This window comes from Hydrogenophaga taeniospiralis (assembly GCF_020510445.1).
Classification (GTDB): Bacteria; Pseudomonadota; Gammaproteobacteria; order Burkholderiales; family Burkholderiaceae_C; genus Hydrogenophaga.
The window spans coordinates 264541-286893 of record NZ_JAHBAG010000001.1 but is presented as its reverse complement, the minus strand read 5'-3'; the positions used below and the strand labels follow the sequence as shown (position 1 = coordinate 286893).

The window sequence follows — 22353 nt, the reverse complement described above, 5'->3', positions numbered from 1 at the left end:
CCACGTCCGCCCATGCGGTGCGCACAGAGCAACCTCGAGACCTGTGTGCAAATCGCCACACCTTCAGTCCTCACCCGAACCCTGATCAAGAGAGCCCTCTCCCACCTCCCGAACCACCCGCGCCACACCCAGCTTGAGCCCCAGCATGCCGAAGATGCGGTTCATGGTTTGCACGCTGCCTTCGCTGCGCTCTTGCTCGATGTCTTGCATGGTCCGGTAGGCGATGCCGGAGAGCTTGGCCATTTCGGCGGTGGTCAGGCGCATGGTCTTTTTCAGGTGCCGCACGGCTTGCGGCAGCGACCATTCCGGGTGCGCGAGCACGTCTTCCACGGCCTGTTGGCGCAGGTCCAGTTGCTGCGCGATGCTGAGGGTGTTGTAGCGCTTGTCCATGGTGTTCAGGCCAGTGCGGCGAGTTCTTGGGCGCGGGCCACGATGCCGGGGCGCAGGAGCTGGAGCAGCTCGGATTCCAGGCCCATGGTTTCGCCCTCGGCGGCAATGCGCGCCAGCACGGGCGCCATGGCTTTCAACCCTTCGACCAGGGGTGCGCGTTGCACCGGGCCAGGGCCTTTTTTGCGGCGTTCTTTCTGCACCTGCGCGCTCAGCTCGCCGACGCGGTCGAGCACGCGGCCCCAGTCGGGCTGGCCGCCGTCGTTGTCTTTCCAGCGGATGCGCCGCGCGATGCCGTCGGGGTGCAAGACCATGGGGGCAAAGTCGTACAGCGGGGTGAGGGCGATGCGGCCGTTGAAGTCGCGCTGCACGGCGGTGTTGCGGGCGTGGTTGTCTTTGTTGCCCAGGGCGAGGTTGGCGACATCGCGTTTCAGGTATTCCAGCACCTCGCTTTGTGGGTCGGTGCAATGCCGCATCAACTCCAGGCAGACCTGGTCGTGGCTGGGCACGGTCTCGAAGCCGGGCATGCCCGTGAGGGTGGCGATGCTCTCTTGCGCGAGGCGGGTCACGGCGCCGGCGTGGTTCCGTCGATCTGTCTGGCGGTCAAACCGGGGGATGAACAGCGCGCGCTCGCGCAGCACCAGGGGCGCGTGCACGCGCAGGCCGAGCTGTTGGGCGATGCCCATGTAGGGCGCTTCGTGCCGCAGGATGCTGGCGAGCTGCGGGTCGGTGCCGCGCCCGAACTTGACGATGAAATGCTGCACCGCGCGCTCGTCGGGCAGCGTGTGGTCCAGGTACAGCAGCCCGTCGTCGGCCCTTGTGAGCAGCACCTTGGGCCACTCGCCCTGCACGCCAGACGAACCCGCCACAAAGAGGCCGTGTGAGGCCAGGTACTCGGAAAATTCGTCACCACGCTGCGCCACTTCGTCGTCGGTGAAACCGCGCACGGCGCCGGCGTTGGCGCCCAGCCACTCGGCGGCTTCCTTGACGCGCAGGTGGCCGATGGGGTTGCCCGCCCCGGCCAGCAGCAGTTTCCAGTCGGCCACGGTGCCAGCGGTGGCCGACTGGCCGATGCGCCGCAGCAGCTCTTGCCGGCCAAAGCCCTGCGGCAGCATGTCGATGAGGAACACCGGCCAGTGCGGTGCCTGCAGCGGCGCCAGGCCCACCGGCCATTGGGCGCACAGGGCGTGCGCGTCGGTCGCGCCCGAGTGCTCAAACGCCCACTCGACCGCATAGCCCGAGTAGGTTTTGGCCTTCCAGCCTTCGTTCTCCGGGCCGCGCAGGCGCACGCTGGCCACGTCGTGCCAGGCGCCGTGGGCATGGAGTTGGAGTGTGCAGGTTCCGACCATTTGCACGAAATACTATCAAAAATAGCTGGATATTGTGATGTTATTTATATGGTTTTCTGTGTGAATGGTGGTTTGAAGGGCTGTGAACGACAACCCTCTTTTCGAGGATCGACGGTTTCTCGGTGTTGTGGGGCCATGAGGTAAGCGGCCAAAAGTACCGAATAACGAGCCTCGAAGGCGGCTCTTCCGATCCCGGTGGATAAATCCGGCCTGTGTCCCCGGTGCCGGCCCGCACCATCCGCGCCATCTTCAACAACCTCACGAGGTTTCACATGGCAAGCAGCAACCGTTCTCCTTTTTCCGTGATGCGCGAGATCAGCGCCTGGCCTCTTCGGGTGTGCGGTGCGATGGGCCTGGCGCTTGCTTTGGCCGCCGGCCCGGCGCGGGCGCAGAGCGAGGCTTCGCTGGTGCTCTCGGCTTTGCCGGTGGCCTCAGTGGTGGGTGTGGCGGGCAGCGCCGCGGCGGGCGCGGTGGCGGTGAGTGCGCTGCCGGTGGCGCTCACGGTGAGTGGCGCGGTGCTGGTGGTGAAAACGGTTGAGGTGTCGGCGCGCGGCACGGTGATCGTGCTGGAGCGGGCGTCCGACGGCGCGCGGGCCAGTGTGGAGCTGACGGGGCGCGCGGCTTCTGGCGTGGCGGCGAGCGTGGGAACGGCGGTGGCGGTGAGCGTGATCGGCACGGGCGTGCTGCTCTCGGCGGCGGGCGAGGTGCTGTGCTTCATCCCCAACGAGATAGGGCGCGCTCTTCTCCACAACGAGCGCATCACCTATTAATAGAAGGTCACCATGAACAAGACGTTGCAAGCGATTCCCACCGCACTGGCCCTGGCCGCGGCGCTGCTGATGGCGCCCACCGCGCACGCTGGCCGCTCCTGTGAGCAGCGGCCCATGACGCCGCAGACGCTGACGCAGGGTCTGGCGTTGGCGCAGCAGACGGTGCAGGCGCTGGACGCGGAGTTCGCCCGCAGCGGCGCACGCGTGGTGGTGCTGGGCCGCGCGGGGCAGGACCTGGGCAAGTACCAGCTGCGCTACTCGCACCTGGGCTGGGCCTACAAAACGGCCGAGGGGCCGTGGCGCGTGTTGCACAAGCTCAACCAGTGCGGCACCGGCACCGGTTCGATCTATCGCCAGGGTCTGGGCGAGTTTTTTCTGGACGACCTGTGGCGGCACGAGGCGGTGTGGTCGGTGCCTGCGCCGCAGCTGCAGGCGCCGCTGCTCAAGCTGTTGACGGACCCTGCGCGCAGCCTGCGCCTGCATCAGCGCGACTACAACATGGTGGCCTACGCCTGGGGCACGCGCTACCAGCAGTCGAACCAGTGGGCGCTGGAGACGATGGCGATGGCGGCCGAGCCGGGCGTCACGAGCCGCGCGCAGGCGCAGGCCTGGCTGGGCTTCAAGGGTTACCAGCCGAGCACGCTGCGCCTGGGCGCGCTCACGCGGCTGGGCGCGAGCGCGAGCTCCGCGCACATCCGCTTCGACGACCACCCGAATGACAAGCGCTTTTCCGACCGCATCGAGACCGTGACGGTGGACTCGGTGCTCGACTGGCTGGCGCGCACCGGCCTGGGCTCGTCAGCGCAGCGGGTGGCGCTGTGAGCGGGTTCACAATGGCCCCCAACCAACAGCTTCTGAGGGAAACAACATGAGCAAGACCCTGCGTCTGTCTGAAAAGTGGTTCCACCGCGGCCTGTGGCTGGTGGCGTTTCTGTTTGCGTGGTTCCTGACCGGGCTGGGCAGCACCATCGTGGGCGACCTGCCGCAGGTGGAGCAGACCCGCTCGCTCGAAGACTTCATGGACCCGCAGCGCACGCCCGTGCTCAAAGAGTCCATCAAGACCGCCGAGCGCACCGCCGAAGAGGCGCAGGCCGCACTGGACCAGGCGCAGCTCAAGCTGCAGACCGCGCGCGCCGACAACCGCGCCGCGCGCGAAACCTTCGACAACTGGCTGGCCACACGCCGCGTGACGCAACGCGCGGAGCAGGACGAAGAGGTCTTGCAGCGCACGCGCGAACTCGACGGCCTGCGGCAGGCCGAGCGCAGCGCGTTGACGGCCGTGGAAAAGCAGCAGCAGGTCGCGCTGGACGCGCGCCAGGCGCAGCAGCGTGCGCAGGCCGAGTTGCGCACCCTCGAAGACGCGGCCCGCAGCACCTATGTGGACGAGCAGCGCGCGCAGGAACTGCGCGTGTTCGGCTACCGCTTGGCGCTCACGCTGCCGCTGCTGGCGCTGGCGGGCTACCTGTTCAAGAAGCACCGCAAGGGCTCGTCGTGGCCCTTTGTGTGGGGCTTCATCTTCTTCGCGCTGTTCGCGTTTTTCGTGGAGCTGGTGCCCTACCTGCCGAGCTACGGCGGCTATGTGCGCTACATCGTCGGCATCGTGCTCACGGTGATCGGCGGGCGTTACGCGATCCAGGCACTGCAGCGCTACCTGGAGCGGCAGAAGCTCGCCGAGGCGCAGCCGGCCCAGACGCGCCAGCGCGAGATGGACTACGACCAGGCGCAGGCGCGCATGACGAAAAACATCTGCCCGGGCTGCGAGCGCACGGTGGACATGAAGGACGGCAAGACCGACTTCTGCCCGCACTGCGGCCTGTGCCTGTTCGACCACTGCGGGCACTGCAGCACGCGCAAGAACGCGTTTGCGCGCTACTGCTTCTCGTGTGGGGCGTCGGCGAAGGAGCCGGTGGCTGAGCCGACGAAAGCCATGGCGGGCCTGCCGCCGCAGGAACCCGACGGCGCTGCAGCCGCCTGAAGTCAGTGCAGCGGCTGGGAAGGTTTATTCGGCCGCTGCGCCGTCGATCTCGGGGTGGGCGCTGCGGAACTGCGCCACGTCGCGGATGTTCTTCTGCACCGCGACCGCGCCGAACAGCGCCAGCAGGAAGGCCATGGCGTAGAAGCCTTTTTCGCTGGCGGCCAGCGTCGCGTTCCACAGGCCCACGGTCAGCAGCGACACCGACAGGCCCAGCGACACCCAGCACAGGCCGTAGTAGATGCCGGTGACGGGGATGCCCTCGATGCGGTCACGCACCGACTTCTGCAGCGACACGGCGGAGAACAGGCCGTACATCAGCAGCGTGAAGTAGTAGCCTTTTTCGTTGAGCAGCATCTGGGCGTTCCACAGACCCAAGAGGTAGACCACGGCACCGAGCAGCAAGGCGGCCCAGGAGGCTCCGATGAAGGCGCCGGTGGGGCGTTGAGCGACATAGGCGGGAGCGGGCATGGGAATCCTCCAGGGTGGTTGTTGGTGGCCGGACTTTACCGGAAGCCTGTTACTTTTTGTCGCTCCTCGCGCACCAGCCTCGCCATCGCCCACAGGCCCAGCGCCGGGCCCACGGCCAGCCACGGCAGCAGCGCGCCCAAGCGGGTGGTTTCGGTCAGCGAGACGAACAGCAGGATGCTTGCGATGGAGATGCCGAAACCGATGCTGTTGGTGAGCGTGAGCACGCTGCCCACGGCCTGCGGCGGCGCGTTGCGAGCGGTGAGGGTGGAGAACTGCGGCGAGTCGCCCGAGACGGTGATGCCCCAGAGCACGAGCCAGCCATAGAACAGCGGCGCGGATGCATCGATGACGAAGGGCGTGGCCAGGCAACACAGGCCGCTCGTGGCGAGCTGCGCCGCCGCCACACGCGCGCTGCCCCAGTGTTGCGCCACCCAGCCGCCGCCGGCGCAGCCGATCGCGCCCGCGCCCAGCACCCAGAACGCGGCCCACGACAGATCGGCACCCTGCAGCCGGGTGGCCAGCACCAGCGGCACCATGACCCACATGGTGTAGAGCTCCCACATGTGGCCGAAGTAGCCCAGCACCGAGGCGCGCACACGGCCGTCGGTCCAGAGCGTGCCGAGCGCGCGCCACTGCAACGTGGTCACGCGGGCCTGCGCGTGCGGCGGGTCGCTGGTGCCGAAAAACAGCAGCAGACCACCCGCTGCCGCGAGCGCGGCCACCCCGAGCATCAGCGTGGGCCAGGGCAGGGCGCCGCTCAGCGCGCGCAGCGCGTGGGCGCTGGCCGAGCCCAGCACCAGCGCGCCGATCAGCAGGCCGAGCGCAGCGCCCAGACCCTTGGAGTACCACTGCGCAGCGATCTTCATGCCTACGGGGTAGATGCCGGCGAGGAAGACGCCAGTGAGAAACCGCCAGGCCAGCAAGGCCTCGTAGTGCGTGACCATGGCCCACGCACCCACGGTGCAGGCCGCGCCCGCGAGCGCGCAGAACAGGAACACCCGCCGCGGCGCGAAGCGGTCGGCGATCGCAAGCAAGGCAAAGACCAGGGTGCCGACGATGAAACCGAACTGCAGCGAAGACGTGAGCGGCCCCACCGCACGGGCCGGCCAGCCCAGCTCGCGCTGCAGGTCGGGCATGACCGCGTTGACCGCGAACCAGAGGGACGTGCCGGCGAACTGCGCCGTCACCAGCACGGGCAGGATGTGGCGGGGGACGACGGGCTGTGTCATGGCCGAACTCTAGGCGGAAAACCGGGCGGCGCATGGTCTCGAGGCCGACTGCCACCCTCGTTTCCAGGCTCAAAGTACCGTTCGGATCGACTCAAGGTTTAACGTATTGATCCTTTGTCCGGAAATCGATACTTCTTTGTCGACGCTGGCGAGGATCGCGACACAAGCATGTGCTTGGGCCTTGAGGATCCCTATGGATGTCTTTTCTGCTGCTCGTTTCACCCGTCGCGGGGTGGCTGTGTTGGGCTTGGCCGCCACGGTCGCCACATTGGCGGGTTGTTATGTCGTGCCGATCGACCCACGCACCGGGCAGGCGGTGCCGCCGCCCCATGCCGCAGTGGTCGCTGCGCCCGCGCTGCCCCTGACCTTTCCGGCCCGCCTCTACCCGGCCAACGATCTGGCCAGCGCTTACGGCGTCGTCAACGCCACGGTGACGAACGATCTGCACGGGCGTGGCAGTTTCAACACCTCCATCAACGGTGAAACGTTCACGGGCGAGGCCACGCGCAAGGCCGGTTCGTCACGCGATGGCGTGGCCAACGGCGCAGGCAACCGAGGGAGCTACCTGAGCTGCCAGTACACGATGAACTCGGCCACGTTGGGCTCGGGGACTTGTCGTTTGAACACCGGTGCGATGTTCACGATGCACGTCGGGAATTGACCTCCCACGCTCCGCCGCTGCGCAGGTCGCTGCCTCCCAAGGGGGGGGTGAATCCGGCTTGGGGTGGCCCGGCGCTGGGTTCAGTCCGGTTGCCGGGATGCGACCTCGGCCTCCACCGCTACCGGCCCGGACTTGAGGTGCCCGACATACAACAGAGCCTGCTCGGTGCGCACCGAGGGCACATCGCCTTCGCGCATGTGCAGCAGGTCGGCCGGGCTGATGAGCCTGGGGTCGGCGGTGGTGAGTGGCAGCCGGGCGTGGCGGTAGGCTTCGAGCACGAACTGCGAGCAGAAGAAGCGGTCGTTCTTGAGGGCGCCGAGTTGCACGGCGGCCAGTCCGCGGATGCAGAAATCCCGCACCAGGCCGGGGATCAGCGGCAGCTCGCAGTACTGCCGCCCGATGCTGAACGGCGCCTGCAGAACGATGCCGGCGGTGTTGTATTTCTTGCCCACGTGCAGGCGGGAGAACGCGTTGAGCGCGTCCACCTGGGGCTCGGCAATGCCCGGGTGGCGGAAGGCCACGATGGTGGATTCGCCGTCCATGTATTCCTGCGTGCTGCGTGTGCGCACGCCCGCACCGACCGCTTCGACGAAGGTGCCATCGCCCAGGTAGAGCGCGGCGTGGCTCACGGGCGCCAGCGTGATCAGGCGCACACCCATGGACACCACGCTGTGGGTCGAACTGAGCACGATGTCACCCGGGCGCAGGTCTTCGGGGGTGATGCGCAACCCGCCGTTGCTCGGTGTGAGCAGCAGGCGCTGCTGCACACGCAAGGCGGGTTGGCCGGGTACGGGCGCGAAGTCCACCTGGGTGGCGCAGCCGGCCACGATCAATCCGCTGGACGCAGCGGCCAGCAGGCGCGCAATGGCGGCGAGCATCCTCGTCACCGCAGGTCTCAGACGCCGCGCGCCCGGTCGGCCTTGAACTGCGCGCGGAAGGCCTCGAAGCGCCCGGCGTCCAGCGCCTCGCGCACCTCGCGCATGAGGTTCAGGTAGTAGTGCAGGTTGTGCACGGTGGCGAGCATGGGGCTCAACATTTCGCCGCAGCGGTCCAGGTGGTGCAGGTAGGCGCGGCTGAAACCATCGCGCCCGCCGGCGTCCCAGCTCACGCCGCTCTTGCCCGCGCAGGCGTAGCAGGTGCAGGTGCTGTCCAGCGGCTGGTGGTCGGTCTTGTGGCGGGCGTTGCGGATCTTCAGATCGCCGAAGCGGGTGAACAGCGTGCCATTGCGCGCGTTGCGCGTGGGCATGACGCAGTCGAACATGTCCACGCCGTCGGCCACGCCCTGCACCAGGTCTTCGGGCGTGCCCACGCCCATCAGGTAGCGCGGCTTGTGCGCGGGCAGGCGGTGCGGCGTGTGCGCCATGATCTGCAGCATCTGTTCCTTGGGCTCGCCCACGCTCACGCCGCCGATGGCGTAGCCGGGGAAGTCCATCTCGACCAGCGCTTCCAGCGACTCCTGGCGCAGGTGTTCGAACATGCCGCCCTGCACGATGCCGAACAGCGCGTTGGGATTTTCCAGCCGCGCGAATTCGTCCTTGGAGCGCACGGCCCAGCGCCGGCTCATCTCCATGCTCTTGCGCGCCTCGGCCTCGGTGGTGAGGTGGCCGTTGGTCTCGTACGGCGTGCACTCGTCGAGCTGCATCACGATGTCGCTGTTCAGCCCGGTCTGGATCTGCATGCTGACCTCGGGCGACATGAACAGCTTGTCGCCGTTCACCGGCGACGCGAAGTGCACGCCTTCTTCGGTGATCTTGCGCATGGCGCCAAGCGACCAGACCTGGAAGCCGCCCGAGTCGGTGAGGATGGGCTTGTGCCACTGCTCGAAGGCGTGCAGGCCGCCGAAGCTGGCCATGACCTCGCGGCCAGGCCGCATCCAGAGGTGAAAGGTGTTGCCCAGGATGATCTGGGCGCCCATGTCTTCCAGGCTGGAGGGCATGACGCCCTTGACCGTGCCGTAGGTGCCCACGGGCATGAAGATGGGGGTTTCCACCACGCCGTGGTTGAGCGTGAGGCGGCCACGGCGCGCGTGGCCTTCGGTCTTGAGCAGGTCGAACTGGAGCATGGGGGCGATTGTCGCCGAGTGCTCAGGCGGGAAAGCCGGTGTCTGTTTCAGCACACGCCGAGGAACCGGCTTCGCCGGGCCGCCAGCGCGGCCCCCCTTCCAGGGGGAAGCCGCGTCAGCGGCGCAGGGGGTCACTCCAGCGCCAGGATCCAGGCCACCAGCTTGGCGGCATCGACCTCGGACACCACCACCTTGTTGGGTGGCATGGCCAGGCCGCTGACCTTGCCCTTCCAGTGGCTCTCGTAGGGGCTGGAGCCGGCCATCACGGTGGCGGTGAGCTGCTGCTGGGCACCTTTCTGGCTCTTGTATTTGGCGGCGACCTCGCGCCAGGCCGGGCCGATGGGGGGCAGGCCGTTCGGGCCTTTGCCGCCGGGTTCGATGTGGTGGCAGGTCATGCAGCCCGCGTTGGTGGCGAGTTTCAGGATTTGGTCGTCACCGGGAGCGGCCCAGGCCTGGGCAGCGAGCAGCGCGGTGGTCAGTGCGATCAAGAGGCGGTTCATGGGGCATTTCTCCGTGGGTTTGCTGGGAATGTTTTCAGGCTAGCAGCCGGATCCGGCGCGGGATTGATCTTTGTCAAGGCGCGCGGTGTCCGTCTCAATCCGAAACAGTCGCGCCGCGCCGGCGCGACGGGCGCCGTCAGCGCGCGGCCGGGGCCGGGGCCACCACCAGCACGGTGTGGTTGCGGTCTTCCACCACCCACAGGCGGCCCTGCGCGTCCACCGTGGCGCCGGCCGGGTTGCCCAGCGGGCGCAGGCCCGGTGCGGCCGACCAGCCCGAGACGAGGTCCTCGCGCGGACCCTGCGGCCGGCCGTCGGCGCCCAGCCGCCAGGCCACGATGCGCTGGCCCTGGGCGCGGTAGCCGTGCCAGACCGCCAGCAGCCGCCCGCTCCAGGGCGTCGCCGCCTGCCCGGCGCCCGCCGGTGGCACCAGCAGCAACTGCAGCGGCGCCACGTGCGCGGGCCAGGCCTGGTGCGGCGGGCGGTGCGTGGGGCCGCTGCAGCGCGCCCGGCCTTCGTAGCCGCGGGCGACCACGCTGCGCGCCCGCGCGTCGCTCACGCAGTACGGCCAGCCGAAATGCGCGCCGTCCACCAGTTCGTTGAGCTCTTCGGCCGGGGCCTGGGCGTCGCTGTAGTCCACCGAGTTCTCGGCCTGCCAGAGCCGCGCCGGCTGGCGCCCCCGGGCCGGCACCACGGCCAGCCCCAGCGAGTTGCGCAAGCCGGTGGCGTAAGGCCGCAGCGATTGCAGCGTGAAGCCGGGACCGCCGAGCACCGCTTCGTACACCGCCGCGCGCGGCCGCGTGCCCGCGGTTTCGGGGCAGGGCTGAGGTTGGCGCTGCTGTTCGTCGCGGCAGGCGTCGGTGATGGACCCCATATTGATATAGAGCCGGCCGTCGGCGCCAAACGCGAGTTCCTTGAGCGGGTGCGCGCCGTCGGCGGGCAGGCCGGTGATCAGGTCTTCGCGCTGCACCGTCTCGCCCACGGGCGTGCGCCAGATGCTGCCGGCCTCGCCGACGTAGATCTTGCCGTCGGGCCCGCGCACCAGGGCGTGCGGCCGGTCCAGCCCGCTGGCCAGGGTGCGCAGCCGCCCGGGTTCGCCGGGCTGGCCGGCGCTGCGCAGTTCGAGCAGCCGGCCCCGGCGCGGCTCCCAGCTGCCCATGTCCACGATCCAGAACCGGCCCGGCGCCACCTCCAACAGGCGCCGCGGCATGCGCAGGCCGTCGCGGGCGTCGGCCACCAGGCCCACGCACCAGCCCGGCGGCACGGTGAGCGCCACGCCGGGGTGGCCGGCGCACTGGCCTTGCGGGGTGTAGAGCGGTGTGGGGGCGGCCTGGGCCAGGGGCGTCAGACCCAGGCCAGCCAGGGCGACCCCGGCCAGGGTGCGCCACAGGCCAACCCGCCACCATGCGTTGCCTGCGCTCGGGGCTGGCATGGGGCCGGGGGCGTGCGGGTGGAGAGGAAGCGGATGGGCCGGGAGCCCTGGGGAGCGCATCGGCCGATTTTAGGGAGCCGGCGCGTGGGGGCTGGCTCAGCGCTTCGGCGCGAGGGGAGTGTCGGCGCTGAGCTGGATCGTTTCGTCGCCCGCCGCGCTGCGTTCCGAGCTGTCCCAGCCCCAGGCCAGCAGCACGGCCAGTCCGAGCGAAACGATCAGGGCCAGGCCCAGGCGGAGAAAGATTTCGATCACGTGGCCACTCGGTGCGGGTTGGGATGTTGGGGGGCGATTGTGCCGGGTGGGCTCGTTACGAACCTGAGAAAAATGCCAGCAAATGTTACAGAGTGGACTGGCCAGGCACCGGTGTTTTGTGCAGCAGCATCGCGTCGCCATAGCTGAAGAAGCGGTAACCCTGCGCCACCGCGTGGCGGTAGAGCGCCATCACGTGTTCGTGGCCGGTGAAGGCGCTCACCAGCATCATCAGCGTGCTCTTGGGCAGGTGGAAGTTGGTCACCAGCACGTCCACCACCCGAAACCGAAAACCCGGGGTGATGAAGATGTTGGTGTCGCCCGTGGTCTCGCCCGAGCGCGCCCAGCTCTCCAGCGTGCGCACGGTCGTGGTGCCCACCGCCACCACGCGCCCGCCGCGCGCGCGGCAGTCGGCGATGGCCCGCAGGGTCTCGGGCGGGATCGCGTAGCGCTCGTGGTGCATCACGTGTTCTTCGATGCGCTCGGTTTTCATGGGGGCGAAGGTGCCCGCGCCCACGTGCAGCGTCACGTTGGCGCGCCGCACGCCGCGCGCTTCGAGCGCGGCCAACACGCCTTCGTCAAAGTGCAGCGCAGCCGTGGGCGCGGCCACGGCGCCGGGCACGCGGGCAAACACGGTCTGGTAGCGGCGCTCGTCGTCGGCGTCGTCCGCGTGGGTGATGTAGGGCGGCAGCGGAACGTGGCCGTGGCGCGCCATCAGCTCGTAGGGCGTTTCGCCGGCTGGGCCTTGCAGACGCAGGCGGAAGAGCTGTCCCTGTTCGTCGGGCCAGCGGCCGAGGAAGACGGCGTCGAAGCCGCCGCCCTTGAGTCCACCGGCCAGGTGCAGCAGGCCACCGGGTTGTGGCTTCTTGCTCACGCGGATGTGGGCCACCACCTCCTGCCCCGAGCCGTCCAGTGCCTCGTGCGGCAGCAGCACGCGCTCGATCAGGATCTCGAACTTGCCCCCCGAGGCCTTCTCGCCGAACAGCCGGGCCTTCACGACCTGTGTGTCGTTGAACACCAGCAAGTCGCCGGGCTGCAGCAGCCCCGGCAGTTCGCGAAAGATGCGGTCCACCGGTTGCGCTCCCGTGCCGTCGAGCAGGCGCGAAGCGCTGCGTTCGGCGGCGGGGTGCTGGGCGATGAGTTCGTCGGGAAGCTGGAAATCGAAGTCGGCGACGGTGAATGCGCGGGCCGATGGAGACGTGGAAGGATTCATGCTGCTTGAGGGCCGGACAAGGCCCGTTCCAAGTGGAAGTCGGGAAAGGGGTGGATAAAAAGACAGGCAGAATTGTCCCATGCCCGACGCCAAGCCCGCCCCCGCCAAGGCGCTTTCTGCCCCGCAGAAAGCCCTGCACAAGCTGGGGCTCACGCGCGACATCGATCTGGCGCTGCACCTGCCGCTGCGCTACGAAGACGAAACCCGCGTGGTGCGGCTGGCCGATGCGCGCGACGGCCAGACGGTGCAGGTGGAGGGCACGGTCACGCACAGCGAGGTTAGTCTGCGCCCGCGCCGCCAACTGCTGGTGACGCTGGACGACGGCTCGGACACCTGCACCCTGCGCTTCTTCAGCTTCTACCCCTCGCACCAGAAGGCGCTGGCCGTGGGCGCGCGGGTGCGGGTGCGCGGCGAAGTGCGTGGCGGCTTCATGGGCCGCACCATGGTGCACCCGGCGTTTCACGCGGCCGGCGGTGAACTGCCCGATGCGCTCACGCCGGTGTATCCGACCAGCGCTCAACTGCCCCAGGCCTACCTGCGCAAGGTGGTGGCCAGCGGGCTGGCGCGCGCCGACCTGAGCGAAACCCTGCCCCCCGAGTTGCTGGACGGCTTGAAGGCGGTGGTGCACGGCACCTGGACGCTGCGCGACGCCCTGCGCTACCTGCACCACCCGGGGCCGGACGTGTCGCTCGACGCGCTGGAAGACCGCAGCCACCCGGCCTGGCAGCGCCTGAAGGCCGAAGAACTGCTGGCCCAGCAGCTGTCGCAGCTGACGGCCAAACGCGAGCGCGATGCCCTGCGCGCGCCCACGCTGCGCGCGGTGCCGGGTGGTTTGCACGAACAGCTGCTCGCGGTGCTGCCGTTCGCCTTGACCGGGGCGCAGCGCCGCGTGGGCGAGGAGATCGCGCGCGACCTGGCCCGCCCCGTGCCCATGCACCGCCTGCTGCAGGGCGACGTGGGCTCGGGCAAGACGGTGGTGGCCGCGCTGGCCGCCGCCATCGCCATCGACTCGGGCTGGCAGTGCGCGCTGATGGCGCCCACCGAGATCCTGGCCGAGCAGCATTTCGCCAAACTCGTCGGCTGGCTGGAGCCGCTGCTCGCGCCCTTGGGCCAACGTGTGGCCTGGCTCACCGGCAGCCAGAAGAAAAAACAGCGCAGCGAGATGCTGGCGCTGATCGCCAGCGGCGAGGCCGCGCTGGTGGTGGGCACACACGCCGTGATCCAGGACCAGGTGGTGTTCCAGAACCTGGCGCTGGCCATCATCGACGAGCAGCACCGGTTTGGGGTGGCGCAGCGGCTGGCATTGAGATCCAAGATGGGGCCAGGCTCGGCGAGCCCTTCGACAGGCTCAGGGCGAACGGAGGTTGGGTTGGCTGAGACGCTGCCCGGTACTTCGCCTGCCGGTGATCCCGTTCGGGCTGAGCTTGTCGAAGCCTGTCCTGAGCCTGGTCGAGGGCCCCTCGAACAGGAGCCCCACCTGCTGATGATGACGGCCACCCCGATCCCTCGGACCTTGGCCATGAGCTACTACGCCGACCTCGACGTCTCCACCATCGACGAACTGCCCCCCGGGCGCACGCCCATCGTCACCAAGGTCGTGTCCGACCAGCGCCGCCACGAGGTGATCGAACGCATCCGTGCCCAGGTGGCGCAGGGCCGGCAGGTGTACTGGGTCTGCCCGCTGATCGAAGAGAGCGAGGCGCTCGATCTGTCGAACGCGACGGCCACGCACGCCGAGCTCAGTGACGCGTTGTCTGGCACCGTGGTCGGCCTGCTGCACTCGCGCATGCCGGTGGCCGAGAAGAAGGCGGTGATGTCGCTGTTCACCAGTGGCCACATGGGCGTGCTGGTGTCCACCACGGTGATCGAGGTCGGCGTGGACGTGCCCAACGCCTCGCTGATGGTGATCGAACACGCCGAGCGCTTCGGCCTGAGCCAGCTGCACCAGCTGCGTGGCCGGGTGGGGCGCGGCGCGGCGGCGTCGGCCTGCGTGCTGCTCTACACGCCACCCGAGGGCGGGCGCCTGGGCGAAACCGCGCGCGAGCGCCTCAAGGCCATGGCCGAAACCAGCGACGGTTTCGAGATCGCGCGGCGCGACCTGGAGATCCGCGGCCCGGGCGAATTCCTCGGTGCCCGTCAGTCGGGGGCCGCGATGCTGCGTTTCGCCGACCTGGCCACCGACGGGCACCTGCTCGACTGGGCCCGGGGCGCCGCCGCGCGCATGCTGGTGCAGCACCCGGCGGCGGCCGAAAAGCACATCGCCCGCTGGCTCGGCAGCAAAGCCGAATACCTGAAGGCATGAGCCTCCGAGATTGGATTTACCGAGCGGTCCAGGGTTCGTCGAAGGCAAATGCGTCCGGGAACCCCTCTGCATCGAGCTTGCTTTTGTCTCCGAAATAGAGCTTGCCGCCTTTGATCAGCAGCAGGGTCTTGAAAGGAGCACCCACACCCTCGACGATGGCTGCTTTCTCGCCCTCGTCATCACCGATGGTCTTCGGGCCCTGTAGGACATAGGTGTAGCTGACGTACGGTCTGATCGAAAGACCCAGGTCCTTGCAGTCGGGGCTGGAGCCGGAGTAGCTCACGGGGGTCATCTTCAACGTCGAGTTGTCGATCTTCTCGACCGTCAAGAGCGTCGCTAACGCCAAGCCGGAACCGTTGCTGGGTGGGCTGCACTTCAGCCAGGTGCCAACATAGGGTTCGGTTGTTGAGGTCTCGTCAGAGCCGCCGCAGGCGCTCAGCAGCAGGGGCGTGGCGAGGGCGAGCGCCCAAAAGTGTTTTTTCATATTCATGCCCTCCATAAGGGGTTGTTTGGTGTTTTTACCGCCGCTTGTACGGTCGGCCAGAAGACCGAATCTCAGCAACGTGCTCACGTTGTGCCGCGATGGCCGATGTACCTGACGCTGACTGATCGCAAAGATACCGTGGCCGTGGCGCGCGAGCGCCTCAAGGCCATGGCCGAAAAGCACATCGCCCGCTGGTTGGGCGGGCGAAGCGAGTTCTTGAAGGCCTGACGGCCCGACGATCAACGTCTGACGGTAGCGCGGCTCATGTCAAGCGTGGTCGGGAACCCTTCGGCATCCACTGGAGAGCCTTCGGGGGATTCGAACCAGCGGTCGCCCTCGACGTAGTGGATGTCCTTTTCAGCGTCGTTGCCGAGCGTCGCCGTGACTTTGTCGACCGTCTTGCCGCTGACGGAGCCCGTGCCATGAATGGTCAAGGAGGCGGGAAGTGTCTCACTGGAAGAGGGTGCGCCCGAGCAATTTGCATTGGCGAAAACACGCAAAGTCAGCGTCCCGGATACGAGGTTGTCGTTGGACTTGTTCAGGGTGACTTCGCCCGCGGCTGACGACGACCCGTCAGCCTCGCACGGAATGTCCCAGACGCCCACGTACTTGCCGGCCGGCGAGCTGTCTACTGGGTCATCACCGCTAGGGCCGCAGGCGCTCAGCAGCAGGGGCGTGGCGAGGGCGAGCGCCCAGAAGTGTTTTTTCGTGTTCATGTTCATCTTTGATAGGGTTGATGTTGTGGAGCTGTTTCAGTGGCGCTTCGCTGATCCGGCGACGGGCATGTGTTTGCGGGCATGCTGGCACAGTACCTTGCGGTGGCCGAACAACACATCTCCCGAGGTGGGTGGTCGAAGCCAATTCTTGAAGACCTGACAGCCCTCGGTGACAGGGTTATTTGCGTCGCATCACGAAATCACTGCCCACGGTGGTGGGGTAGCCTTCGGCATCGCGCGCACCGGTGGATCGCATATGAATTTCTGCGCCCTGCACCAGCCAGAGCTCCTTGGTCTGCGTTGCGCCCAAGTGGGCGCTCACCCGGTCTGCACCCGCCGTTTGGCCATTGATGGACATGGAGCCCTGCACATGGTTGCCAGGGGAGCCTTTGCCGCTGCAGCTCGAACCCGAGTGCACCGTGCCGTCCGCATCGATGGTCAGGTTGGTCGCGCCGGTCTTGGTGAATGTCCAGTCCTGCAAGACGGAGGATCCATTGCCCAGGTCCACGCAGGGGGTGGACCATACACCCACGTACTTGTCGGCCGGAGAGCTGTCCGCAGGGGCGTCGCTGCCGCCGCCGCAGGCGCTCAGCAGCAGGGGCGTGGCGAGGGCGAGCGCCCAGAAGTGTTTTTTCATGTTCATGTCCTCCGTGAGGGGTTTGGTGTTGTGGAGCCGTTGCCACGGCCCGGCTTTGGGCGTGTGCGGCACGGCAATATAACAATTTGTCACCAAACGCCTGTTGATCGAGCACAAGTTCGATCATGGGGGGCGGGGTGTGGAGTCGGCGCAAAATACCGGCCATGACGCTCACCGAACTCAAATACATCGTGGCCGTGGCGCGCGAGAGGCACTTTGGCCGGGCGGCCGAGGCCTGCTATGTGTCGCAACCCACGCTCTCGGTGGCCATCAAGAAGCTGGAAGAAGAGCTGGAGCTCAAGATCTTCGAGCGCAACGCCAGCGAAATCAGCGTGACGCCGCTGGGCGAAGAAATCGTGCGCCAGGCGCAGACCGTGCTGGAACAGGCCGCGTCGATCAAGGAGATCGCCAAACGCGGCAAAGACCCGCTGGCCGGCCCGCTGCGCCTGGGGGTGATCTACACCATTGGCCCCTACCTGCTGCCCAACCTCGTGCGCCAGGTGATCGAGCGCACGCCGCAGATGCCGCTGATGCTGCAGGAGAACTTCACCGTCAAGCTGCTGGAGCAGCTGCGCCTGGGCGAGATCGACTGCGCGATCCTGGCCGAGCCCTTCCCGGACACCAATCTGGCGATCGCGCCGCTGTACGACGAGCCCTTCCTGGCCGCGGTGCCGGTGAACCACCCGCTGGCGCGCCAGAGCTGCGTCACCTCCGAACAGCTCAAGCGCGAGACCATGCTGCTGCTGGGCACGGGCCACTGCTTTCGCGACCACGTGCTGGAGGTGTGCCCGGAGTTCGCCCGTTTCTCCAACGACACCGAAGGCATCCGCAAGAGCTTTGAAGGCTCCTCGCTGGAGACCATCAAGCACATGGTGGCCGCCGGCATGGGCGTGACCCTGGTGCCCCGCCTGTCCGTGCCCAGCTCGGCGCTGGACGGCGCGCCCAACGCGGGCCAGGACTTCGGCGACTCGTCCTACGTGCGCTACCTGCCGTTTGAGGGCGAGCCGCCCACACGCCGCGTGGTGCTGGCTTGGCGGCGCAGCTTCACGCGCTACGAGGCGATCGCCGAACTGCGCAATGCGATCTATGCCTGCGAACTGCCGGGCGTGAAGCGATTGTCTTGATCCCCTGTGCCGCTTCGCGTTTTCCCCCAGGGGGACCACACCAGCAGCCCGTCCTGAGCTTGTTGAAGGGCGGTTCTGCCGTGTGCTGGAATCCCGGGCGCGCCCACCTGACCGCTGAGTCCTGCCGTGTTTGATCGACTGAACCTTTACCTCGACCTGATCCGCTGGAACCGCCCCGCAGGGTGGCTGTTGCTGCTCTGGCCTTCGCTCTCCGCCCTGTGGGTGGCGGCGGGTGGTTTTCCGGGGCCGCACCTGCTGCTGGTGTTCGTGGCCGGAACCATCCTCATGCGCAGCGCCGGCTGCTGCGTCAACGACGTGGCCGACCGCGAGTTCGACAAACACGTCAAGCGCACCGCGCAGCGGCCGGTGACCAGCGGGCGCGTGGGCGTGGGCGAGGCGCTGGGCGTGGGCGCCGTGCTCGCTTTCGTGGCCTTCCTGCTGGTGCTCACGACCAACGTGGCGACCATCGCCTGGTCGGTGTTGGGCCTGGTGCTGTCGCTGGTCTACCCCTACGCCAAACGGGTTGTGTCCATGCCGCAGGCGGTGCTGGGCGTGGCCTTCAGCTTCGGCATTCCGATGGCCTTTGCGGCGGTGAACGGCGGCCCGGTGCTGGAACTGTTCTCCGGCGTGGCGCCCTGGAACGCGCTGGGCTTCTGGGCCGGGGTGTGGCACAGCGTGCCGCCGCTGGCCTGGCTGCTGATGGCGGGCAACCTGTTCTGGGTGCTGGCCTACGACACCGAATACGCCATGGTGGACCGCGACGACGACCTGCGCATCGGCATGAAGACCTCGGCCATCACGCTGGGCGACGCCGACGTGCCGGCGGTGACGGCGTTCTACCTGGTCTTCCTGGGCATCTGGACCGCGGCGCTGTGGTCCGTGGTGAACCCCTGGGTCTGGGGCGCCATGCTGCTGGTGGCGCTGGCCCAGGTGGCCTGGCACTACCGGCTTATCAAGGATCGCACGCGCGACGGCTGCTTCAAGGCCTTCCGCCTCAACCACTGGCTGGGGTTCACGGTGTTTGGGGGAGTGGTGCTCGGGTCGATCTGAGCGCGCCGCTTGCGCGGGCCGTTCCCGACTGCTCGCCAATTGGCCCGTCAACGCCAAGGAAGACCGCATCAGCGCCCCGGAGCGGCCCCGCGGCGGGCACGTGGCGCCGGTCGACAAAGCCGATGGCGGACCGGAGTGCGGGCCACGAAAAGTGCTTGACCCTCTCGCAACGGCACGGTCTAGGATGCCTTCAACTTGAGAGGGAAGGCATGTTTTTGATGATTGGTGAACTGGCCCGGCGCACCGGGCTGACAGTGCGCGCATTGCGGCACTATGACGACATCGCCCTGTTGGTGCCGTCCGAAAGGTCCAGTGGTGGCTACCGCCTGTATGGCCGGAAAGACGTGGCGCGGCTTTACCGCATCCAGGCGCTGCGGCGACTCGATCTGTCGCTCGCCGACATACAAGGCCTGCTCGACAACGCGGCCGGCGGGGTTTCGGAAGTCGTGGCCCGGCAGGTGGCGCAACTCGACCGGGAAATCCTGCAGGCATCGGCGCTGCGCACCCACCTGCTCACGCTGCAGGACCAGTTGCAAGCCAGCGAAGAGCCCGGCATCGACGACTGGCTCTTGGCGCTCGAGAGCATGGTCGCGGGCTCGAAGTACTTCAGCGAGGACGAGCAGCGCAGGCTCAAGACGCAGCGCGACGGTTTCAGCGGCGCAGTGGCGCCCGAGCGCGCGGCGTTGTCGGCGTGGCTGCAACGCCTGGTTGCGGCCGGCGTTTCGCCCGAGAACCCGGAGGCACAGGTTCTGGCGCAGCGTTGGATGGCACTGTTGCTCGAAGAAGCCGGTGGTGACGAAGGCCTGCTGATGAAGCTCTACGCCATGCACTGGAACGAGCCGTCGCTCCACGCGCTGACCGGTGTGGACCGTGCCGGCATCCAGTACATCTCGCACGCGATGGCCTTCGCGCGCCTCCAGCTCTACGCGCCTTACTGCAGCGCCGGTGACATGGCCACGTTGCGCCAGCACTACGTTGCGCAGACCGATGCATGGCCGCCGCTCATTGCCGAGGTTCGGCAACAGATGTTGGCGAGCGCTCCCACCGATGGTGCAGCCATGCGCGCGCTGGCGCTGCGCTGGCAGGCACTCTCGCTCGCCAAGGCTGGCGGCGATGCCGCGTTGCACGCGAAGCTGCAACGCGCGTTCCATCACGATGCAGCGCTGCGGGCCGGCTCGGGCATCGACGAGACATTGGCCGCCTATGTCGGGCAAGCCATCGCGCACCTCGACGGACCTCCTGAATGAATCCCAAAGGCCCCCACGTGAACGCACAAACGCAGACGAATCCTCACTTTTTCACTGGCAACTACGCGCCGCTCACCGAGGAGCATGACATCGCGGCGCTCGAGATCGAAGGCACGCTGCCACCCGAGCTGTCGGGCAGTCTTTACCGCGTCGGCCCGAACCCGCGATACGCACCGCGCGACGACAGCTATCACTGGTTCTCCGGCGACGGGATGGTGCATGCCTTCCACCTCTCCGAGGGCAAGGTGTCGTACAGCAACCGCTGGGCGCGCACCCCCAAATGGCAACTGGAACATGAAGCCGGACGTGCGCTCTTCGGCACCTTCGGCAACCCCGCCACCAGCGACCCGCTGGCGCAGGGCCGAAACGGCGGCACGGCCAACACCAGCATGCTGTGGCATGGCGACCGGCTGTTCGCTCTTGAAGAGTCGCATCAGCCTTTTGAGCTCGACGCCTGTACGCTGGCGTCCAAAGGACACCAGAGCTTCGGCGGCTGCGTGACCTCGCGCTGCACTGCGCACCCGAAGATTGACCCCGAGAGCGGCGAACTGCATTTCTTCGCGTACTCGCCCGACGGCCCTTGTTCGCCGACCATGCTCTACGGCGTGATGGACAAGCACTGCGAGGTCACGCGGCTCCAGTCGTTCACAGCGCCGTACGCCAGCATGGCGCACGACTTCATGGTGACGCGCCGGCATGTGCTCTTTCCCGTCACGCCGCTGACGCTCAGCGTGGAACGCGCCATGCGCGGCAAGCCACTGCTGGCCTGGGATGCCGGCCTGCGGACCCATGTCGGCGTGATGCAACAGGGTGGGGCGGCTGACGCACTGCGCTGGTTCGACGCCGACGCCTGCCATGTGTTTCATGTGATGAATGCGTGGGACGACGGCGCCACCGTCGTGGCCTATGTGATGCAGTCGGAAACGGCGCCGGGCCTGCCCGATACCGACGGCCGTCCCGGCGACCCCGACGCCATGGCCGCGCGCCTGTGCCGCTGGACCTTCGACCTGAGCGGCGAGGACACCGGGTTCCGGCGCGAGTACCTCGACGATCTGGTGGCGGAGTTTCCGCGCATCGACGAGCGCTACGCGGGCCGGCGCAACCGCTACGGCTTCTACACCTGCCATGGGACCTCGCGCGCAAGGGATGACTCGGAAAGCGTGCTCTACGACAGCCTCGCCCGTTTTGACTTCGATAGCGGCGAGCGCAGCATGCACACGCTGCCGCATGGAGACGTGGTGTCCGAACCGGTGTTCGTGCCGCGCGCGACCGACGCAGCCGAGGGCGACGGCTGGCTGCTTGCCGTGGCCTGGCGTGGGCAGGAAAGGCGCAGCGACCTGCTGGTGTTCGATGCGATGGACCTGGCGGCGGGGCCTGTTGCGGTCGCCCGGCTGCCGCACCGCGTGCCGTTCGGTTTCCACGGGACTTGGCGGCCTGGCCTGTAGCGAGCCAGTGCCTGGCCAGACGGCCAGCCGCTGCGAACCGAGACCGTCACATGCATGGCTGTTTTGGGGAAGGACGTACTTCGGCTTTGGGCCCGGTCCTCGCTCGTCGCGCGAGGTCTACTTGCCGAATTCGCGGCCCAGTTCTTCGGCCCGCTTCTGCGCGGCGAACAGCGCCTCTTCGAACTTCGCCTTCACGCCCGCCGCGTCCATGGACGTGAGCGCGGCGTAGGTCGTTCCGCCTTTCGAGGTGACGCGCTCGCGCAGCGTCTGCGGCGGGTCTTCCGAGCGCTGCGCCAGAGTGGCCGCGCCGACGAAGGTGCCCACCGCGAGCTGGTAGGCCACCTCGGGCGGCAGGCCCATGCGGGTGCCCGCGTCGCGCATGGCTTCGAGGAAATAGAAGACGTAGGCCGGGCCGGAGCCCGAGATCGCGGTCACCGCGTCCAGGTCCGCTTCCACGTTCACCCACACCAGCTCGCCGGTGGTGCGGACCACACGCTCGACCAGCGTGCGGTCGTCCGCCGACACGGCGGCGCGCGCCATCAGGCCGGTCATGCCCAGGCCCACGAGCGCGGGCGTGTTGGGCATGGCACGCACGATGCGCTGCGTCCGCAGCCAGCCGGCCATGCTCTCGCTGGTGATGCCGGCGGCCACGCTCAGGTGCAGGGCCTGCCCGAGGAAGGGGCCGGCGGCCAGAGCGGCCTCCTTGAAGGTCTGCGGCTTCACGGCCCAGACCACGAGGTCGGAGGACTGGAGGTCGGCGCTGGCGGCCGGCAGCACGGTCATGCCCGGGAACTGCTGCGCCAGCCGCGCGCGCTGCTCGTCCCAGGGCTCGACCACTTGCAGGGCGGTGGCCGGGTGGCCCTGACGGACCAGACCGCCGATGATGGCGCTGGCCATGTTGCCGCCGCCGATGAAGGTGATGATGGGGTGGGTGGAGGTGTTCATGCCAAGATTGTCGCCCGCTCCGTAGCAGGCGCGAGGGGGAGTTTTCCAAGGGCACCGAGGAACCGGCTTTGCCGGGCCTCTGGTGCCGCCCCTCTGGGGGTGACGCGCAGC

24 protein-coding genes are annotated in these 22353 nt (G+C 68.0%); 10 read left to right on the top strand and 14 right to left on the bottom strand.

The genetic code is table 11. The features are described 5' to 3' along the window. Window positions 1-63: 63 nt before the first annotated feature. Together KIH07_RS01340 and KIH07_RS01335 are read right to left on the bottom strand one after the other, a co-directional pair. On the bottom strand, window positions 64-390 hold the full coding sequence (locus KIH07_RS01340; protein WP_226490235.1) for a helix-turn-helix domain-containing protein: 327 nt from the start codon (window positions 388-390) through the stop codon (window positions 64-66). 5 nt (window positions 391-395) lie between these two features. After that, window positions 396-1736, bottom strand: a complete 1341-nt coding sequence (locus tag KIH07_RS01335) for a type II toxin-antitoxin system HipA family toxin (RefSeq protein WP_226494606.1) — start codon at window positions 1734-1736, stop codon at window positions 396-398. A 305-nt stretch (window positions 1737-2041) separates the two neighbouring features. Between KIH07_RS01335 and KIH07_RS01330 the strand changes: the two genes are divergently transcribed. From KIH07_RS01330 to KIH07_RS01320, 3 genes are read left to right on the top strand one after another with little or no spacing between them, the layout of a single operon-like run. Next, complete coding sequence (locus tag KIH07_RS01330; RefSeq protein ID WP_226494605.1) at window positions 2042-2506, top strand: hypothetical protein; 465 nt, start codon at window positions 2042-2044, stop codon at window positions 2504-2506. A gap of 12 nt (window positions 2507-2518) precedes the next feature. Further along, the gene (locus tag KIH07_RS01325; protein WP_226490234.1) at window positions 2519-3328 is read left to right on the top strand and encodes a DUF2145 domain-containing protein; all 810 of its coding nucleotides are present in this window, start codon (window positions 2519-2521) and stop codon (window positions 3326-3328) included. A 46-nt stretch (window positions 3329-3374) separates the two neighbouring features. Further along, window positions 3375-4481: a zinc ribbon domain-containing protein gene (locus tag KIH07_RS01320; protein ID WP_226490233.1), complete on the top strand. Its 1107-nt coding sequence runs from the start codon at window positions 3375-3377 to the stop codon at window positions 4479-4481. 24 nt (window positions 4482-4505) lie between these two features. On the opposite strand, the gene yiaA is transcribed toward KIH07_RS01320, so the two are convergent. Together yiaA and KIH07_RS01310 are read right to left on the bottom strand one after the other, a co-directional pair. Continuing rightward, the gene (yiaA, locus tag KIH07_RS01315) at window positions 4506-4949 is read right to left on the bottom strand and encodes an inner membrane protein YiaA (RefSeq protein WP_226490232.1); all 444 of its coding nucleotides are present in this window, start codon (window positions 4947-4949) and stop codon (window positions 4506-4508) included. Between the two features lie 35 nt (window positions 4950-4984). Beyond that, the gene (locus tag KIH07_RS01310; RefSeq protein WP_226490231.1) at window positions 4985-6178 is read right to left on the bottom strand and encodes an MFS transporter; all 1194 of its coding nucleotides are present in this window, start codon (window positions 6176-6178) and stop codon (window positions 4985-4987) included. A gap of 238 nt (window positions 6179-6416) precedes the next feature. Here KIH07_RS01310 and KIH07_RS01305 point away from each other — a divergent pair, with 238 nt between their 5' ends. After that, complete coding sequence (locus KIH07_RS01305) at window positions 6417-6839, top strand: hypothetical protein (protein WP_226494604.1); 423 nt, start codon at window positions 6417-6419, stop codon at window positions 6837-6839. 80 nt (window positions 6840-6919) lie between these two features. Here the strand turns inward: KIH07_RS01305 and KIH07_RS01300 are convergent, their stop codons facing one another. The 6 genes from KIH07_RS01300 to queA form a co-directional block, all read right to left on the bottom strand. Then, window positions 6920-7717 (bottom strand): distant relative of cell wall-associated hydrolase, encoded by a 798-nt coding sequence (locus tag KIH07_RS01300; protein ID WP_226490230.1) that lies wholly within the window; start codon window positions 7715-7717, stop codon window positions 6920-6922. 17 nt (window positions 7718-7734) lie between these two features. Then, on the bottom strand, window positions 7735-8901 hold the full coding sequence (gene tgt / locus KIH07_RS01295; protein WP_226490229.1) for a tRNA guanosine(34) transglycosylase Tgt: 1167 nt from the start codon (window positions 8899-8901) through the stop codon (window positions 7735-7737). A 131-nt stretch (window positions 8902-9032) separates the two neighbouring features. Next, complete coding sequence (locus KIH07_RS01290; RefSeq protein WP_226490228.1) at window positions 9033-9401, bottom strand: c-type cytochrome; 369 nt, start codon at window positions 9399-9401, stop codon at window positions 9033-9035. Between the two features lie 136 nt (window positions 9402-9537). Next, a complete protein-coding gene (locus KIH07_RS01285) occupies window positions 9538-10830 on the bottom strand; it encodes a PQQ-dependent sugar dehydrogenase (protein ID WP_226490227.1) in 1293 nt (430 codons plus the stop codon). Window positions 10831-10926: 96 nt separating this feature from the next. Beyond that, complete coding sequence (locus KIH07_RS01280) at window positions 10927-11082, bottom strand: hypothetical protein (protein WP_226490226.1); 156 nt, start codon at window positions 11080-11082, stop codon at window positions 10927-10929. 85 nt (window positions 11083-11167) lie between these two features. Next, window positions 11168-12292, bottom strand: a complete 1125-nt coding sequence (gene queA, locus KIH07_RS01275; protein ID WP_226490225.1) for a tRNA preQ1(34) S-adenosylmethionine ribosyltransferase-isomerase QueA — start codon at window positions 12290-12292, stop codon at window positions 11168-11170. 79 nt (window positions 12293-12371) lie between these two features. On the opposite strand from queA, the gene recG reads away from it, so the two are divergent. Beyond that, window positions 12372-14594 carry an ATP-dependent DNA helicase RecG gene (gene recG / locus KIH07_RS01270; RefSeq protein WP_226490224.1) on the top strand — a complete coding sequence of 741 codons (2223 nt, stop codon included), beginning with the start codon at window positions 12372-12374 and terminating at the stop codon, window positions 14592-14594. 16 nt (window positions 14595-14610) lie between these two features. Here recG and KIH07_RS01265 read toward each other — a convergent pair whose 3' ends face one another. Then, complete coding sequence (locus KIH07_RS01265) at window positions 14611-15165, bottom strand: hypothetical protein (RefSeq protein WP_226490223.1); 555 nt, start codon at window positions 15163-15165, stop codon at window positions 14611-14613. An 18-nt stretch (window positions 15166-15183) separates the two neighbouring features. Here KIH07_RS01265 and KIH07_RS25305 point away from each other — a divergent pair, with 18 nt between their 5' ends. Beyond that, window positions 15184-15306, top strand: a complete 123-nt coding sequence (locus KIH07_RS25305) for a hypothetical protein (RefSeq protein WP_264181780.1) — start codon at window positions 15184-15186, stop codon at window positions 15304-15306. 11 nt (window positions 15307-15317) lie between these two features. Here KIH07_RS25305 and KIH07_RS01260 read toward each other — a convergent pair whose 3' ends face one another. Together KIH07_RS01260 and KIH07_RS01255 are read right to left on the bottom strand one after the other, a co-directional pair. Next, window positions 15318-15794 (bottom strand): hypothetical protein, encoded by a 477-nt coding sequence (locus tag KIH07_RS01260; protein WP_068174906.1) that lies wholly within the window; start codon window positions 15792-15794, stop codon window positions 15318-15320. Between the two features lie 178 nt (window positions 15795-15972). After that, window positions 15973-16431 (bottom strand): hypothetical protein, encoded by a 459-nt coding sequence (locus KIH07_RS01255; protein ID WP_226490222.1) that lies wholly within the window; start codon window positions 16429-16431, stop codon window positions 15973-15975. 164 nt (window positions 16432-16595) lie between these two features. Between KIH07_RS01255 and KIH07_RS01250 the strand changes: the two genes are divergently transcribed. From KIH07_RS01250 to KIH07_RS01235, 4 genes are all read left to right on the top strand, one after another. Continuing rightward, complete coding sequence (locus KIH07_RS01250; RefSeq protein ID WP_226490221.1) at window positions 16596-17555, top strand: hydrogen peroxide-inducible genes activator; 960 nt, start codon at window positions 16596-16598, stop codon at window positions 17553-17555. 126 nt (window positions 17556-17681) lie between these two features. Then, window positions 17682-18605 carry a 4-hydroxybenzoate octaprenyltransferase gene (locus tag KIH07_RS01245; RefSeq protein WP_226490220.1) on the top strand — a complete coding sequence of 308 codons (924 nt, stop codon included), beginning with the start codon at window positions 17682-17684 and terminating at the stop codon, window positions 18603-18605. 209 nt (window positions 18606-18814) lie between these two features. After that, window positions 18815-19852: a MerR family transcriptional regulator gene (locus KIH07_RS01240; protein WP_226490219.1), complete on the top strand. Its 1038-nt coding sequence runs from the start codon at window positions 18815-18817 to the stop codon at window positions 19850-19852. Then, window positions 19849-21297: a carotenoid oxygenase family protein gene (locus KIH07_RS01235; protein ID WP_226490218.1), complete on the top strand. Its 1449-nt coding sequence runs from the start codon at window positions 19849-19851 to the stop codon at window positions 21295-21297. Before KIH07_RS01240 ends, KIH07_RS01235 begins: the two co-directional genes overlap by 4 nt. Before the next feature lie 117 nt (window positions 21298-21414). Here KIH07_RS01235 and proC read toward each other — a convergent pair whose 3' ends face one another. Next, the gene (proC, locus tag KIH07_RS01230) at window positions 21415-22242 is read right to left on the bottom strand and encodes a pyrroline-5-carboxylate reductase (protein WP_226490217.1); all 828 of its coding nucleotides are present in this window, start codon (window positions 22240-22242) and stop codon (window positions 21415-21417) included. Window positions 22243-22353: the final 111 nt, after the last annotated feature.